Annotated in this window: 11 protein-coding genes and 1 rRNA gene; 2 read left to right on the top strand and 10 right to left on the bottom strand. The window is 47.4% G+C overall.

Annotated features, from left to right (window positions below):
• The 4 genes from F453_RS0103720 to F453_RS0103700 form a co-directional block, all read right to left on the bottom strand.
• Positions 1 to 283 (bottom strand): 16S ribosomal RNA (locus F453_RS0103720); the annotation flags it as partial.
• 726 nt (positions 284 to 1,009) lie between these two features.
• A complete protein-coding gene (locus tag F453_RS0103715; RefSeq protein ID WP_018966799.1) occupies positions 1,010 to 2,410 on the bottom strand; it encodes a RagB/SusD family nutrient uptake outer membrane protein in 1,401 nt (466 codons plus the stop codon).
• Positions 2,411 to 2,422: 12 nt separating this feature from the next.
• A complete protein-coding gene (locus F453_RS0103710; protein WP_018966798.1) occupies positions 2,423 to 5,737 on the bottom strand; it encodes a SusC/RagA family TonB-linked outer membrane protein in 3,315 nt (1,104 codons plus the stop codon).
• 858 nt (positions 5,738 to 6,595) lie between these two features.
• Positions 6,596 to 7,273 (bottom strand): Crp/Fnr family transcriptional regulator, encoded by a 678-nt coding sequence (locus F453_RS0103700; RefSeq protein ID WP_018966796.1) that lies wholly within the window; start codon positions 7,271 to 7,273, stop codon positions 6,596 to 6,598.
• A 231-nt stretch (positions 7,274 to 7,504) separates the two neighbouring features.
• On the opposite strand from F453_RS0103700, the gene dgt reads away from it, so the two are divergent.
• Positions 7,505 to 8,842 carry a dGTP triphosphohydrolase gene (dgt, locus tag F453_RS0103695; protein ID WP_018966795.1) on the top strand — a complete coding sequence of 446 codons (1,338 nt, stop codon included), beginning with the start codon at positions 7,505 to 7,507 and terminating at the stop codon, positions 8,840 to 8,842.
• A gap of 106 nt (positions 8,843 to 8,948) precedes the next feature.
• Here the strand turns inward: dgt and F453_RS0103690 are convergent, their stop codons facing one another.
• A complete protein-coding gene (locus tag F453_RS0103690; protein WP_018966794.1) occupies positions 8,949 to 9,860 on the bottom strand; it encodes a ComEA family DNA-binding protein in 912 nt (303 codons plus the stop codon).
• Between the two features lie 77 nt (positions 9,861 to 9,937).
• Complete coding sequence (locus F453_RS0103685; RefSeq protein ID WP_018966793.1) at positions 9,938 to 11,299, bottom strand: sodium-dependent transporter; 1,362 nt, start codon at positions 11,297 to 11,299, stop codon at positions 9,938 to 9,940.
• A 184-nt stretch (positions 11,300 to 11,483) separates the two neighbouring features.
• Here F453_RS0103685 and F453_RS0103680 point away from each other — a divergent pair, with 184 nt between their 5' ends.
• The gene (locus F453_RS0103680) at positions 11,484 to 11,909 is read left to right on the top strand and encodes a VanZ family protein (RefSeq protein ID WP_044108455.1); all 426 of its coding nucleotides are present in this window, start codon (positions 11,484 to 11,486) and stop codon (positions 11,907 to 11,909) included.
• On the opposite strand, the gene F453_RS0103675 is transcribed toward F453_RS0103680, so the two are convergent.
• From F453_RS0103675 to F453_RS0103660, 4 genes are all read right to left on the bottom strand, one after another.
• Positions 11,860 to 12,360 (bottom strand): CYTH domain-containing protein, encoded by a 501-nt coding sequence (locus F453_RS0103675; RefSeq protein WP_018966791.1) that lies wholly within the window; start codon positions 12,358 to 12,360, stop codon positions 11,860 to 11,862. The genes F453_RS0103680 and F453_RS0103675 overlap by 50 nt on opposite strands.
• Before the next feature lie 97 nt (positions 12,361 to 12,457).
• A complete protein-coding gene (locus tag F453_RS15810; RefSeq protein ID WP_169333977.1) occupies positions 12,458 to 12,595 on the bottom strand; it encodes a hypothetical protein in 138 nt (45 codons plus the stop codon).
• Between the two features lie 380 nt (positions 12,596 to 12,975).
• Positions 12,976 to 14,094, bottom strand: coding sequence for a peptide chain release factor 2 (gene prfB, locus F453_RS0103665; protein WP_018966789.1), 1,119 nt, complete (start codon positions 14,092 to 14,094; stop codon positions 12,976 to 12,978).
• Between the two features lie 181 nt (positions 14,095 to 14,275).
• Positions 14,276 to 16,084, bottom strand: coding sequence for an AMP-dependent synthetase/ligase (locus F453_RS0103660; RefSeq protein ID WP_018966788.1), 1,809 nt, complete (start codon positions 16,082 to 16,084; stop codon positions 14,276 to 14,278).
• Between the last annotated feature and the right edge of the window lie 120 nt (positions 16,085 to 16,204).

The following is a 16,204-nucleotide window of genomic DNA, read 5'->3' as shown; positions in this document are numbered from 1 at the left end:
CGCCACGGTGGGCCGTTACCCCGCCGTCTGGCTAATCGGACGCATCCCCATCCTTCACCGCCAAACCTTTCGTCCAAATCGGATGCCGTCAATGGACAACATACGGTATTAGTCCGACTTTCGCCGGGTTATCCCGTGGTGAAGGGCAGGTTGGATACGCGTTACTCACCCGTGCGCCGGTCGCCATCGGGGGTTGCAAGCAACCCCCATGCTGCCCCGCGACTTGCATGTGTTAAGCCTGTAGCTAGCGTTCATCCTGAGCCAGGATCAAACTCTCCATTGTAAAATGTCTGCGCATCAAGGAATCCCTAACGAAAGAGAAACCAAAACGCTAAAAGTTTTATGCCTTGCGGCATTATCCCATCAGGACGAGCACCCAAATCTATCGTAGTTACACTCACCTGTATCGATTAACCCACTCCCAAAAAGGGAAAGGGGAACCGACGGTTCTTTAATGTTCTACCCAAACACGCCCGTCTAAAAAACGAGCGCGTCTGCTCTTGTACTACTACTGTCTATGTAAATCTTTCAATGAACTCTTTCATAACGTTCACGGGCAACTTTGTTCCCGAAAGCGGATGCAAAATTACACACTTTTTCATTTCCCGCAAAACAACTCGCAAGAAAATATTCATTTTAATCTATTATTTAACGTTTATAAATACTTTAAGAATCTAAAAAACACCCATACACCTTATATATATAGAGCAGAACATTTGCAAACAGAACAATATTTCTCTCTATTCGCTGAATAAAATATGAAGTAACCTTAATCCCTTTTTCGACATCCGCTGTACGCTCTCACATGTTTCTTTACATAAGGCCGCCAGTCTCAAGCAATTCTACATTAAACCCTAAGCGGGCTAATCACCCATGTGGGTTAATACTCAATTGCCAGATCAAGGGAAAAGCACAAATAAGATTTGTCGGGCTAGACCAAGCTAACCCGACAAACCGTATCTATAAAGTCTATAGCATCCCTCTAGGGAGAACTATAAATCGCACTACTCTACCTTGGATTGGGCAGCATCGACTTATTAAAGCGCAGTGGACGTGCAGGAATGGGTAGCGCCCAGCGTGGATCATTGGGTGGAAGCGTTAGGTCTTTCCCTACAACATGGTGCACGACAGTCTTTGCAAAACGCGAGTCAAGGTTCAATCGTTTCAGGTCGATAAAACGTGTAAGACCTGTTAATGCAAACTCGCGCCTACGTTCCTCGAGCACCAACTTTAATGCCTCGTCGCGATTCGCTGCTGTAAGCGCCTTATTATCTACAATCCTATTGTTACGCAACTTGTTAAGCAGTTCCATTGCCCTTCCTATGCTTCCCTGTCTTGCTTCGCATTCGGCCACCAGAAGATACATTTCGGATGTAGTTATCCCCATGTTCTGCTCAAACCAAGGCCGCCATAAGGGTTTTTCAAACTGCGTGCTGTTTATGCTATCACTGAAGAACAACAGCCTACGCATATCTTTCTTTGTAAAGTGTTGCATCAAGTCATCGCTACCGAAAGTTTCATCACTCAGTGCATAAACAAATGGTGCAAGACGAATAAGCACATTCTCCTTGTTTGCATCTTTATCGGGGATATCAATTCGCCCAATGGCACTTTCGTTAACCAGCACATGATAATCCCTCATATCTAAGAGTGTATCGTTACGGGCCAAAACACTGTCGGCACATTCCAAAGCTTCCTTATACTTGCCTTGATAAAGATACATGCGCGCCAAAACACCCCGAGCACCAGATTTTGAAAACTTAAAGGCGTTAGGCTTAGGCTTATGGGGCAAGTCACGCACGGCTGCCTGAAGATCCTTCTCAACCAAATCGTACACCTCTGCCACCGTCGCGCGCTTCAAATCCGTCAGGTTGATGTTATCTTCCAACACCAAAGGCACACCAAGATCTGCTTGTGCCGTCGACGGATCGTAATGTTTACCGTAAACATTGACGAGATTTAAGTATTCAAGTGCCCGCTCAGCCAGAGCCTCAGCACGAAGATTAAGCTTCTGAGTCTCGCTGCCATGCGTAGCATCCATCACGTTGTTTATCACCACATTCGAGTAGAATATGCGCTGATAAGCCGATGCCCAGAACACGTCGGTAACGCTTTCGCCGAACACATCCTTATTAAAGGTGTAGAGATTTTGTATATATCGCTCTTTGATATTCAGTCCTGGGATAAGTTCGTTCTCTGCTGTGTCGGGCAGATAAACATCATCAGTGAGGTAAAGGGGGAAGTTCTCGCCTCCCTTCATCAGATCAGGAAAATTCATGATGTAGGCGTAATCGTCTACAGTTTGCGGTATCGTCTCTCCCTTGGGCTGTACATTCAGAAAGTCTTCACAAGCCACGTTCAGGGCCACGAGTGTCACGCCAAGCGCCGCATTTATAAGTAACTTTTTCATTGTCGAGCATGTTTAGAAGTTAGCAGATATTCCCAAAGTCCACGTTGTGGGAATGGGCGTAGATCTTTTTCCCCATGTGTATCCATAGGTGGACATCGCTTCGGGGTCGAAACCCTTGTTATTGGCATGCCACGTAAATAGATTCTGAGCTTGCAAGGTTACTGAAAGCGAACTTAACCCCACGCGCGAGATGAGCTGTTTTGAAAAATTGTATGTCAACGACACATCGCGCAGCTTGATATAGTCGCCCTTTTGCACATGCTTATCGGCTGCATACCAGGGGTGTTGGTCATCAGCCATATCAAGTTGACCACCTACGATACCGGGCGTTACATCTGGATTCTTTTCGTCACCAGGCTGTTTCCACAGGTTAAGAACCTCTCTTGCGATGTTCGAACCTGTGGGATACATCAGATATTGCGCTGCTTCACCCCGGAAAACGTGTCCACCATAATAGACGAACATGAAAGACAGGTCGAAGTTTCGATAGCTAAGGCTATTTGTTAGCGACCCTGTATATACGGGCGTTGATGTTCCCGAAAACTCCAAGTCGTTAATGTCGGTCACGTTTTGATCCACATCCTGACCTTGATTTACGTAGAACTGTGGCCGACCAGCATCGTTAATACCTGCATATTTAAAGCTGAACACTCCTCCAACAGGATATCCTTTTACATTAGCATACTCCTTTGTATAGGCGAACACTGTGGTTTCAGAGTCTTCCACATCTACCAATTTGTTCTTGTTATAACTGAAATTCAGCGACGTATCCCACTTAAAGTTAGGCGTGGCCACATTGGTACTACCCAACGACAATTCCACACCGCGGTTATACATCGAACCATAGTTCAGCAGCACATTATCCCAACCCAGCGTATAGTCGCTAGTGCGAAAGGCTAGCAGGTCGGTGGTGTTCTTGTTATAGAAGTCAAGACTACCCCAAATTCTGTTTCCCAGTATGGCAAAATCAATTCCGAAGTTAAACGTCGCAGTCTTTTCCCATCTCAACGACTTGTTTGGCGGATTCTTAATTTGAGCGAAGAAATCCTTGGCCCAATCAGAATATTGTGCGTCGCTTATAGTAAGGAATGGGCCACCACCCTTGGGTATATTTCCGCCAATACCATAAGTAAGCCTCATGGTTAGGTTATTAAGCCACGAAGCGCGCCCTTCCATAAAGTGTTCGTTGCGCAAATGCCAGCTGGCACCCAACGACCAGAGGGGACGATACTGATATTTAGGATCGGTACCAAATAGGTTCGACTGGTCAATACGAATACTACCTGTTAAGTCGTAACGATCGTCGAAGGCGTAAGACGCATTAGCGTAGAAGGCTACAAAGCGATTGTCGTGCTCACTTACATAGTTGTTGTCTAGCGGGCCCCACTCTGTGAAATAGCCATAGAGTGCTTGCGTACCTTGCAGGTTTAACAAGTTGAGAGTGTTAATTGGCTTATAGCCCAGTGTTTGGTCGTCATAGCCAACATAATTCACACTTGTTTCCGTTTCGCGGTTTTGTCTTCGTTCTGCTCCAGCTATAGCTGTAATGTAGTGTTTGCCCGTCTCCTTGGCAAAGTTCAATTGCGCACGCAAGGTGTACGATGGTTTATCTCCCCGCTTTTCGGTGAGCATACCACCCTCGGGAATATTCAATGTCAGTTCTTGTTTAACTGGGTCGTATTGCGCTGCATCATTTATGTAGTGCCGCATCTTATAAGAGTACTTCGTAGCCACATACCTATCACGATAATAGCCATTCTCGCTTTGATACCTAACATCAAGATTTAGCCAAGGCGTAAACATCACATTGAAGCCCAACTGCATACGATAGTAGCTGCTCTTATTCTCAAAGAACTCTTCTTCACGATTAGTTATGGGGCTGTAATGCTCGTCGTGCAATCCAATACTCATCAGTCGTTGCATCTCGTATTCAGACTTTTTATGCCTGATGTGTAGCGGACGCCCTTCGGCATCTTCCAACATATAATACGAAGGCATGCCCAACAACGACCCCTCATAAGATCCTGCACCCGAATCGCCCTGCCCACGCGTAAAGTTGGCAGCCAAAGAAAGGTCGGCCTTCAACCATTTGAAGAACTTCATCTCGTCGCGCAGGGTAAATCCATAGTTCGTTGTAGATACGTATTTGGCGTTAGGATAAACCGCCCCATAGTTAAGGGTTAGCGCATAGGTGTTATATTCGTTGCCACCCGTAATGCTTAGGTTGTGCTGGTGTTCCACGCCTGTTCGACGATAAAAGCGGTCAAGCTGATCCCGATTGTCCAAATTGCGATACACATCCAGCTCTTTCTCAAGTTGTACATCATCCATCATGCCCGCGCGATGTTTCAGCAAGGCCACCCATAATGGGTTATGTTCTTCACGCTTGTTCAAGTCGCCATAAGTTCCCTGAACGTATTTGAAAGACCACTTTTGAAAATCTACCAACTCACGGCTGTCCATAAGGTTAAGATAATCCATGTTGGGCTTTGGCGTAAACTTCACACTACTATCGTAACGCACGTTCACCTTACCCGCTCCGTTTCCAGATATCGTGGTAATTACAATAACTCCATTAGCAGCCCTTGCACCATATATAGAAGCCGCAGCGGCATCTTTAAGCAAAGTTACACTGCGAATGGTGGCAGGATTAATACTGGCGAGCGAGCCTTCGAATGGCATTCCGTCTACAACGATAAGCGGTTCATAGCCCGATGCTCCGTTGCGCAAGGTTGTTATACCACGAACAAAAAAGTCGTTCGTGCCCATCACCGTCAATCCAGCGGCTGCACCCTCCAAGCGTTGCATGATGTTGGTTTGCAGCTTACCTTTAAGTTTCTCGGGCGTGATAAGCGCGAAAGCACCTGTTGCCCGTTCTTTGGAGAGCGTTTGATAACCCGTCACAATCACGTCTGATAGCGAATGCTGATCAGATTCCATTGTCAGGTTTAGCTTGCGCTTCGAACCGATACTCACCTGCTGCGGTTTCATGCCCACAAAGGTAACTACCATCGTCTTTTCCTTATCGGTCAAGGGAATGTCAAAATAGCCATCACTGTCGGTAATACCCACAAGCGAGCTTTCTTTAAAGGCTATAGCCACGCCTGGGAGCCCTTCGCCCGTGTCGTCAACGATGCGCCCCGAAATACGGCGTTGCGTATGTTTCGTGTCTTGTTGCACCTCGGTCTGGGTCTCTTCTGGTGTTGAAGCACCAGCCGTCAGTGCATACGGATTAACAAGCGCGCATGCCAATACACAGCAAACGCGCAACAACTTGCCCTTGGGCAAGCCTTGTCGTTCAGGAGTTTGGGTGTGGATAGATTTCATCTCATTCTGGATTAGCGTTACAGTCTAAAACAATTCGGTAAGGGACAAGGCACTTCTCCGCCACAATGTGCATACCGTTCTCTCCACCTATTCTATTCTGTTGCTCCTTTGTTTTATGTAGAGCGATTCAGGTTTATTTCGCAAAGATAGTCATTTTCTTATTATTTGCAAAAATAACGAATAAAAAAAGATGGGACAAAATAAAATATTTTTCACGACAACATATAAATCACACATTATCAGCTAGTTAATTACAAACCGCTCAACATAGAACGATACGCCTCTCACACATTATATATATAATATGGAGTAGTTGACGTTGGCAAAATGGCAAAAGCCTATCGGGAGAGCGTTACCATATATAGTCCGATGCAAGGAACGAACTACTTAGATGCAAGTACACTTTGCCAAAACCGCACCTAACAACAAAACGCACATCCACTAATAAGCCCTTATTCATCAACTTTTGAATTCTTAGACTGCTATAACATTTTTGGACTTCTGTTCCATATAAGTTGGAACAGTATTCCAGATGATATGGAACACCGTTCCAGTTGACATGGAACAGGGTTCCAACTTAGATATAAGACGACGACCGATATAAAATGGCGTTACAAGGGTTTACCATTTGTAGAGCGACTTATCGTATAAGGCTTTTCATCTCCTCATTAAGGGCATTCCACAAAAACGCTATAAACGAGCCCCCAAAAGGCTTGCCACATACGCAACCATCGGTGAGTATGCCCTTGGAGTTATCCCCAAAATACGTCTTGGTTACCAAGAGCATTGCGCAAACATCACCCCTATGCAAAGTGCAAACAGCCTTTCTACTCATAACTATGAAGGCACCCCTTGCCCTTATGTGCCAGCTTTGAGCATGTTGGCATTAAGAATGACGATTTCTTTTTGGCGAACGAAGATGGCGCCTTGCGCTTCAAGCTCTGACAAAGAACGGATAAGCGAACTTTTCCTCACACCAAAAAGGTCGGCCAACTCTTGTCGCGAGTGGTGCAGGGTAATGTTGGAACTACCTGTCTTACGGGCCATACGCAACAGATGTTGGGCCAACCGATCGCGAAGTGGAGCAAGATAAACCGACTTTATCTTATTAAGAAGAAAAAGGTTGATATCTGACAGCAGGCGAAGAAAGTTGTGGCGCACCTGCATGTTGGCATGTAACAAAAGGTCGAGATGGGCAACAGACATACAAAAAAGCCTTGCATGACTGACTGCCATAAGGCTAACGGGCGCATTTCTATCGTTTGAAAAGAGGAAAGCGGGTGTCAAAAGCGTACCCGTTCGCAGATAATCCACGGTGAGTGTCTTGTTATCGCCCTCGGTCATACGCGCCACCAACTCGCCGTCTAACACGATAATGGCCTCTTGGCAAGCTTTGCCTTGATACAAGAAGGTATCCTTCGCAGGAATGTCGCGCACATTGAAGTCGAGCGCTTTCAGTTCGCCTTCAATTTCCTCGGCCTTCATTCCCGCAAACAGCGTTGCCTGTTCCAATGCATTCCATACGTCGTTATACATGTGCGTTAATGGCGTTAAAATGAAAGATAGCTTGCGTCGGGCAGCCTGTAAACCATTCCCCACAGCAACCCCTTATGCTATCTGCGAGCAAAGTTACGCAAATTCGAAGACTAGGGAAATACCAATTTATAGGTATTCAGCACGAAAGGACAACGCATTATCTTTGGCCAGAATAACGGAAAACGAACTTTTTTGAGTAAGTTTGCAAGTACAAAACAATGCACATCGACAATGAATTGGCAACAACTGATATCCAACAAACGCTTTGGGCAAGAGGGTAAGCACCCTGAAAGGAATGACGACCGTTCGGAATTTAAACGCGATTACGACCGGTTGATTTTCTCGGCACCTTTCAGGAGACTGCAAAACAAGACGCAAGTTTTCCCCCTACCGGGCAGTGTATTCGTTCACAACCGCCTAACACATAGCCTTGAGGTGGCCTCGGTGGGCATGTCGCTGGGCAACGATGTAGCTCGCGCGCTGATAGCACTGCATCCCGAACTGGCCAACACGCTGTTCGAGGAAATCGGGACCATTGTAAGCGCAGCTTGTTTGGCACACGACATGGGCAACCCACCTTTCGGGCACAGTGGCGAAAAGGCAATACAGACTTTCTTTTCAGAAGGACCTGGACTGGCGTTGAAAGACAAACTGTCGGCCAACTTCTGGACCGACCTCACCCATTTTGAGGGTAACGCCAATGCCTTCCGCTTGCTTACTCACCGCTTTAACGGACGACGGGCTGGCGGTTTTGTAATGACTTATAGCATGTTGGCCAGCATCGTGAAGTACCCCTTCGAAAGTGGTGCGGCAGGAAAGAAGGCCAAGTTTGGCTTCTTTGCCTCGGAAGCAGACACGTATTGCAAAATTGCCGATGAATTGGGGATTATTCGCCGGTCTACACCCAGCGAACCTTTGCGTTTCGCTCGTCATCCGCTTGTATATCTGGTAGAGGCTGCCGACGATATTTGTTATGAGGTGATGGACATCGAAGACTCGCATAAGCTGAAGATACTATCGCTTGAAGAAACCGAAGACCTATTACTTGGCTTCTTCGACGAAGAAGGAAAGCAACGCATAAGAAACCGAATTGATGAAGAGGGTGTTACCGATGTGCACGAAAAGGTGGTGTATATGCGGGCTTGCGTGATAAGCTTGTTGGAACGAAAATGCGTGGAGGCCTTCGTTGCCAACGAGCAAAGGCTGCTTGATGGTACGCTTGAAGGCTGTCTAATCGACCACATTTCGCCCCTTGAACGCGATGCTTATCACCGCTGCGAAAAGGTTTCGAGACAGAAGATATACAACAGCAAACCTGTGCTTGATGTAGAATTGAGTGGTTATAACATTATGGAGACCTTGCTTACGGCATTGGTTGAAGCCGCTGTAGAACCGCAAAGGTATTATTCTAGACAGCTTATTCAGCGCTTTAGCAGCCAATACGACATCAACAGCCCTAACCTTGAAACGCGCATACAGGCAGTGATTGACTATATTAGTGGTATGACCGATCTGTTTGCACTAGACGTTTACCAAAAGATTAAGGGTATTTCACTGCCTATCGTGTAAGGATAGGCAGCGAGATAAGATATCGGAAACACGCAGATTATAGAGCTGTCGCTATTCAGTTTGCGTGTTTTCTTGTTGCTTTTTCGCCCATTTCACCGTCATTTGCTTAAAAAGTGACGTAGGGTTGCAGCCTTCGTACCTTCTCTTCCGAGAAGTCTTTCAACAGTTTTAGCTGGTCGAGGCTCTGCAAGTCGCCATGCAACCGACGGAAATCGACAATGGCACGTGCCATATAAAAGTTGATGTAAGGGTGGCGTTTCAGTTCGTTAAGGCTTAGTTTATTGACATTGAGTCGATGAATTTTACCCAATTCATCGGTAGAGACAGCAAAGAACGTGAGCGACTCGATGGGAAAATCTTCAATCTCGGCCAATTGTTCGATGCTGGAGAAACCACCCAGTCGATTGCGATAATTCACTATCTGGCGAGCGAAATAACTGCCAATGCCTGGCACTTTCTTCAAGTCGGTGGTATCGGCACTATTCAAGAACACATGCATACCAGCCTTTAACTTCACGGGATAACGCAAAGTGTCGCGTTGGTGCATGGCGTGCGGACGCTCGGAAGCAATGAAATCGGCTGCTGGACGATAGTCGTCGGATATGCGGATGTAAGGTTCTAGTTGTCGATATTGCTTTAAGGTGAGTCCGTAAAGTCGGGCAAAGTCTGACGGTTGCCGAAAAACACCACCCTTGTTACGATATTTCAGCAGGCTTCGCACTTGCCAAGGCTGCAGCCCCAAGGCCAATAATTGCTGGGGCGGAGCAGTGTTTGGGTCAAAAGGCGTTAAGTGAATGGCCATCGGTGTAGGTTCGTCGAGTCTCCAATCGTTATCTGAATGTCTCGATGAAACCGACCGTTTTAAGGCTTTTAGCTGCTCGGTCACGGGTTTGTCGGGTGTTACAGACAGCCCGCTTGACCATCGGATGGCTACGAAAATTACCACAATGGCCACCAAAAGGAAGAGGATGGCCTTGCGGTCGGACTTTGAAAAGTAGAACAGTTCTTTTATTGACATGGTATGTAAGGTTATGAGTTTCGGTTAAATGGGGCTTTTTCGAGGTTTTATCCCGTTGTTACGGGAGGTAAGAACCATCAGAACAGCCCTAGCTGATGTAAGAAAATGGCGAGTATGCACAGCGGACAGATATAGCGAACGCTGAACAAATAGGCGCCAAAGAGGGTGGAACGGAGCGTGCCCCAATTGGTAAACTCGTCCTTAACGAGTTTTCGCGGCACGAACCAACCTAGGAAAATACAGGTAAGAAATCCGCCCACGGGTAGGAAAATCTGACCCGTTACGAAGTCGAACATGGAAAACAGCGTGTGCCCACCTATGCTTAAACCGCTCATTGAGCCCAAGGATAGCGAACAGAATATGCCCACCGTAAGCGTCCCTGCCGTAACGATGGCTGCCGCCTTTTTACGACTGATATGCAGTTCTTCGAAAAAGAAGGCGGTGCTTACCTCGTGTAGGGAGATGAGCGATGTGAGTGCGGCCAACGACAAGAGGGCATAGAACATGATCGAGAGTACATATCCCACGGCAGGAGCTCCCGAAAAGGCCTGCTGGAACACGTGGGGAAGGGTTATAAAGATAAGCGAGGGGCCGCTATCGGGGCTTACACCTACCGAGAAAGCAGCTGGAAAGATCATCAAACCTGCTAAAATAGCAACCAAACTATCGATAATGGAAATCTGAACAGCCGACTTTAACAGGTTGGTTTGCCTGCTAAAATAAGAGGCGTATGTGCAAATGCAGCCCATCGCTATGCTCAACGAATAGAACGATTGACCTAACGCATCGAGAAAGACGTTTGAATTGACTTTAGAAAAGTCGGGATTGAAGAGAAAAGCAATGCCTTTGCTTGCCCCAGGCAGCATACACGAGGCCACAACGATAACCAATAACAGTACGAAAAGCGTGGGCATGAACATCTTGGAGGCTTTTTCGATACCCCCACGCACGCCGTGGATGATGACATAATGTGTGAAGAGCAGGATAATGGCTGTCCAAAAGACCGGCATAAAGGCACTAGCCGAGAAGTCGGAGAAGTAGTTGGCGATGGCTGCATGGTCTCCTTGCAGTTGGTTTGCAGCCGAAGCGTACATGTATTGCAGACACCAGCCAGCCACAACAGCGTAATATCCGGTGATGAGAAAGCCCGTTGCCACGCCCAAAAAGCCAACCCAACGCCAGGCGCTACCCTTTCCTGCCACCTTGGTATAAGCTCGAGCCGTGTTTGAAGCACCATGCCTACCAATGATAAACTCGCTAACCATGCAGGGAATGCCAAGAAACAGGATGCAGCAAACATAAATAAGGATGAACACGGCACCACCGTCTTCGCCCGTCATATAGGGGAAACGCCAAACGTTACCTAGGCCTACGGCCGAGCCAGCAGTGGCTAATATCAATCCTAACTTGCTTCCAAATCCCGCTCTACTTTCTGACATAATCGAAACTATTTTGGTTTATGATGGTGCAAATTTATAAAAAATCATCTACTTTTGCATAGAAATTAGTAGTAATATTGCATCTTGGCGATACGATTTGGTGTTTTATGGCATTCAGAACAACAATTTCGCGTTTTCAACGGCTTAAATTCAACCATTCGTTAGCCTAACAAGCGTTATAAATATGAAATCGACAAGATTACAAAAAATAAACTATGGCCGACACCTCATTATGGCCTATCCCTTTGCCACCTGCCTAATCGTTGTGATATGGGTGGTTTGCTTGATGCCCGTTCCCGAGACACCGCTGAACAACCTCACGTTATTCGACAAATGGGTGCACATTACCCTGTACGCGGTTTTGTGCCTAGTGGTATGGGTGGAGTATCTACGCCACCATCGCGAACTAAACAAAATGCGCCTTTTCATCGGTGTTTTTCTGGCTCCTTTGTTGATGGGCGGATTGATTGAGCTGGCACAAGCAACCTGTACGGGCGGCAACCGTAGTGGCGATTGGCTCGATTTTGCAGCCAATAGCATAGGCGTTGTTGTGGGAAACCTTATCGGTATGCTTCTGGCAAAGTGTTTCGCCAAAGGCAGAAAGGGTTAGCCAGCAGGTTGGAATTGTAGAAACGGCGGTCGCCCGTTACTTCAGGACCGATGAAATGAGGCTTTTCGAAAGCTTCGTCTTCACTACCCAGCTCTACTTCGGCCAACAACAAGCCCTCGTTGTTACCATAAAACTCATCAATTTCGAAAGTGTGCGCGCCACTTTTAACCAAATAGCGTCGCTTGTCTACCACTCCGCCACGGCAGAGCAGCAAGAGTTGGTCGGCCTCCTGCGATGGAATCTCCGTCTCGAACTCGTATCGCGACAGCCCACCATTCATCGAACGCCCCTTGATGGTGAGGTAAGCGCGTTCGTCGCGTTTGCGTATGCGCACCGTTGCACCTTCACAGGGAATATAACCTTGCACAATATGACTGCTTGAAAATGCTGCTTCGCGATAGGCGCTGCCTTTTTCTACCAAGAACTTGCGTTCTATTTCTTGTCCGCTCATGTATGTGGCATGTTGTGTTTAATGGCCTTCACCTTGCTTAGGGTGGCATAACAGCGTGCCCCTTACAAGCAAGGCGAAGGCCAAAAGTTACGAAAAATCACGAATTCATCGCATAAATTAGCAAGATAAGGGCCAGTAAGGCCAATACGCCCACTAGCCAATAAATAACTTGTTTGGCTTGTTTCTCTTGGCGCGCCTCACGCTGTGCACGGCGCATTTTGCTTCTCTCACTCATAGACTTTTAGTTTTTAGGCTCGCATTCGGGTAGTTCGACTTGCTGCGTAGCACACTTACCATCATCCTCCTAGTGGTTGTTTGGGCAGACCTATGGGATTTAATAAATCTGTTTAAGTGGTCTCTTGCCTGCGGTTCGCCATCGGTATAGGCTTATGTGCATTGCTTTAAACGGTTGCTCTACATGCGAGCGGCATTATTAATTAGGTTTTTATTCGTTTCTGAGTTCATGCTCTTTTGAGGATTTGGGTTTTAGGGTTCATCCTTTTATTGAACCCATGGGGTCGTGAAGCCTACAAAGCATGCACCCCTCTTCAAAGCAACAGGGCATTCGACTTAAGTTCGAAACGCTTCAACCCTGCAAGCTCACCTCCTCAACCCTTACTCTTCCGTCACAGGGAACTCCATCAAATAGGCCTTGATAAAGTCGTCTATCTTACCATCCATCACACCATCAACATCGGCCGTTTGGTAATTGGTGCGATGATCTTTCACACGGCGATCGTCGAAAACGTAGCTTCTTATCTGGCTTCCCCACTCTATCTTCTTCTTTCCAGCCTCAATCTTAGCCTGCGCCTCTAAGCGTTTCTTCATCGCGCGGTCGTATAACTGCGACTTAAGCAGACGCATGGCGTTGTTACGGTTCTCCAATTGCTTGCGGCTCTCAGTATTCTCGATGAGTATTTCCTCTTCTTCGCCCGTGTCGGGGTCGGTGTATTGGTAGCGCAATCGCACACCCGTTTCCACCTTGTTGACGTTCTGTCCGCCCGCGCCACCACTTCTAAAAAGGTCCCACGACACCTTCGAGGGGTCTACATACACCTCAATAGTATCGTCTACCAATGGCGAAACGAACACCGAAGCAAAGCTCGTCATGCGTTTTCCTTGTGCGTTATAGGGTGAAACGCGCACCAGTCGATGCACGCCATTTTCGCTTTTGAGATAGCCGTAGGCATATTCGCCGCCCTCAATCTCCATGGTTACGCTCTTGATACCAGCCTCATCTCCCTCTTGCAGGTTACTTATCGTAACCCGATGACCATGTGCCTCGGCCCAGCGCATGTACATACGCATCAGCATTTGCGCCCAATCTTGGCTCTCCGTACCGCCTGCGCCCGAGTTAATTTTAAGTACACAGTCCATGGGATCTTCCTTTTGGCGGAGCATATTCATCAGTTCGAGGTTCTCGATGGCAGTTATCGCCTTGCGATAGTCCTCGTCAACCTCTTCTTCCGTTACCATATCGTCGTGGTAGAAGTCGAAAGCCAGCTGCAATTCGTCTGTAGCCTGGCGCACTTCCTTATATCCCACAATCCACTTTTCAATGCCCTTCACCTTCTTCATCTGCTCTTGAGCACGTGCGGGATCGTCCCAGAAGTCGGGTGCTTGTGTTCTTAGCTCCTCTTCTTCTAGTTCCACACGCTTACGGTCGATGTCCAAATAGCGGTGTAAGGCTTCAGCCCGTTCTTGTATATCTTTAAGCTGGTCTGCTGTAATCATGATTTGCGTTATTGCGATGTCCCCTTATACGCGTCCGCTAAGCGGAACTTCGATTGCCCTTTTCACAAACGAAATTGGCCAATTTCGGCCATTTCATCGTGTATTGACAGGTTTGGGGATGTTTGTTCGTTGCGTTATGCTTCTATATATATAATGAGTACTCGACGCCTTGAGCGAGTTTTCACTCCTCGTACATCTTGTCGATAAGGTCCTTGTAATTGGTTAAGATGACCGGGCGACGTAGCTTCAGCGTATTAGTTAGTTCGCCATTCTCCATGCTAAAATGATGAGGAATGAGCGTTATGCGCTTGATTTGTTCGTAAGGAGCAAGCTGCTGCACGAGCGTATGAATGCGATCGAGCATCATTTGGTGTATCTGACGATTGGCGCAGAGGTCTTCGCGCGAGTTAAATTCGATGTCATGGGCATGCGCATACTCCTCAACAAGCCTAAATTCGGGTACTACCAGCGCAGAAACAAATTTACGTTCGTCGGCCACTACGGCCACTTGGTCGATATATTTGTCTACCAAAAGCAGGGCCTCAATCATCTGCGGAGCGATGTATTTGCCGTTCGAAGTTTTATAGAGATCCTTTAAGCGTTCGGTAAGAAATAGCTCACCGTTCTTGATGTATCCTGCATCACCTGTACGGAAGAAACCATCCTTGTCGAAAATCGTTGCGTTTAGAGCCTCTCGCTTATAATACCCCTTGGTGATGGTTGGACCTTTCAACAGCACTTCGCTGTTCTCTCCAATCTTTATTTGTATTCCGTTGATAACCCTTCCCACAGATCCGATGGTGTAAGGTTTGTCGGTATGGTCGCAAGAAACAGTGGCGAGGCTCTCCGTTAGGCCGTAGCCCACCATCATACAAAGGCCGATGGCGTGCACAAACTCTTCCACTTCGGGCGACACCCTCGCACCAGCCGTTGGGAAGATGTTGGCATTTTCGAGTCCCAACTGTTTGCGAACAAGACTTAGTACCGTGCGATTAAGCAGCTTATACTCCATGCGTAGGCGCAATGGCGGTTGCTTTCCGCGGCTTAGGTAATGGATATTATGTCGCCTACCCACTTCCAAAGCGCGGGTAAAGAGCCGACGTTGCAGGGGCGAAGCAGCCTCGATGCGTTCTTTTACACCTGTATATACCTTCTCCCAGAAACGCGGCACCGACGACATACACGTGGGATGGGTCTGCCGCATCGAGTCTTGTATCTCGTGTGGGTTAGTGTTGATGATGATTTGCGCACCCTCCGAGAGTGCCAAGTACGCCCAAGCACGCTCAAAAATGTGAGTATATGGCAAGAAACTGATAACCCTATCGGTTTCGCCAACGGGCACACACTCGTCGTTAGCTTTCATGGCGGCATGGTATTGCCCGTAAGTGAGCATCACACCCTTACTATCACCCGTGGTGCCACTGGTGTAAAGGATATTGCAAAGGTCGTCGTCGTTGGCCTCGGCCCATCGTTTTTCCACCTCACTTTGTCGTGGAAGATTTTCGCCCAGCTTCAAAAAGTCGTCGAAATACAGGGCGTTGGGGTCGTGGGTGCTGATACGCACGTTGCGATCGTACACGATGATGCGCTCCAACGAGTGACAAAGGGCGAACACGCGATGAGCTTTATCGTATTGTTCTTGCTCTCCAACGAAGATAAAACGTACCTGCGCATCGTTCACAACGAACTGTATTTGCTGTTCGCTACTGGTTGCATAGAATGGAACTGTTACTCCGCGAACGCCATACGCACCAAAGTCGGTGTAGAGATATTGCAGGCAATTCTGCGAGAAAACAGCGATATTCTCTTGCGGTTTGACGCCTAGGTTGAGCAAGGCGTTACTCACTTGCTTCACGCGCAACGAGAAATGGTTCCACGAAACGGATTTCCATTTGTCCGAACCAAAGTCTTTAAATGTCAGTGCGGGTGCGTCGCCATACTTGCGAGCTTGCTCGTGAATGAGCAATGAGAGGTGGCATTTTGTCTGCATATCGGCTATTGATTTGATTGCAAAGATAATATAAATCTGCCAAAACAGTGCGAATGGCAGCGTATAAATTGCGCCACACACCCTCGTTCACGACTCCACGCCTACCTCACTGCCCAGTAT

It is taken from the genome of Hoylesella loescheii DSM 19665 = JCM 12249 = ATCC 15930 (assembly GCF_000378085.1).
GTDB classification, from domain to species: Bacteria; Bacteroidota; Bacteroidia; order Bacteroidales; family Bacteroidaceae; genus Prevotella; species Prevotella loescheii.
Note: the sequence above shows the minus strand (reverse complement) of the source record. Positions and strands in the feature narration are given on the sequence as shown.

Coding starts and splice junctions, on each gene's coding strand:
- F453_RS0103685 (WP_018966793.1), bottom strand. CDS start 11,299: ATGTCAGAAAGTAGAGCGGGATTTGGAAGCAAGTTAGGATTGATATTA.
- F453_RS0103715 (WP_018966799.1), bottom strand. CDS start 2,410: ATGAAAAAGTTACTTATAAATGCGGCGCTTGGCGTGACACTCGTGGCC.
- F453_RS0103710 (WP_018966798.1), bottom strand. CDS start 5,737: ATGAAATCTATCCACACCCAAACTCCTGAACGACAAGGCTTGCCCAAG.
- F453_RS0103660 (WP_018966788.1), bottom strand. CDS start 16,084: ATGCAGACAAAATGCCACCTCTCATTGCTCATTCACGAGCAAGCTCGC.
- F453_RS0103700 (WP_018966796.1), bottom strand. CDS start 7,273: ATGTATAACGACGTATGGAATGCATTGGAACAGGCAACGCTGTTTGCG.
- F453_RS0103680 (WP_044108455.1), top strand. CDS start 11,484: ATGAAATCGACAAGATTACAAAAAATAAACTATGGCCGACACCTCATT.
- F453_RS0103675 (WP_018966791.1), bottom strand. CDS start 12,360: ATGAGCGGACAAGAAATAGAACGCAAGTTCTTGGTAGAAAAAGGCAGC.
- F453_RS15810 (WP_169333977.1), bottom strand. CDS start 12,595: ATGAGTGAGAGAAGCAAAATGCGCCGTGCACAGCGTGAGGCGCGCCAA.
- F453_RS0103690 (WP_018966794.1), bottom strand. CDS start 9,860: ATGTCAATAAAAGAACTGTTCTACTTTTCAAAGTCCGACCGCAAGGCC.
- dgt (WP_018966795.1), top strand. CDS start 7,505: ATGAATTGGCAACAACTGATATCCAACAAACGCTTTGGGCAAGAGGGT.
- prfB (WP_018966789.1), bottom strand. CDS start 14,094: ATGATTACAGCAGACCAGCTTAAAGATATACAAGAACGGGCTGAAGCC.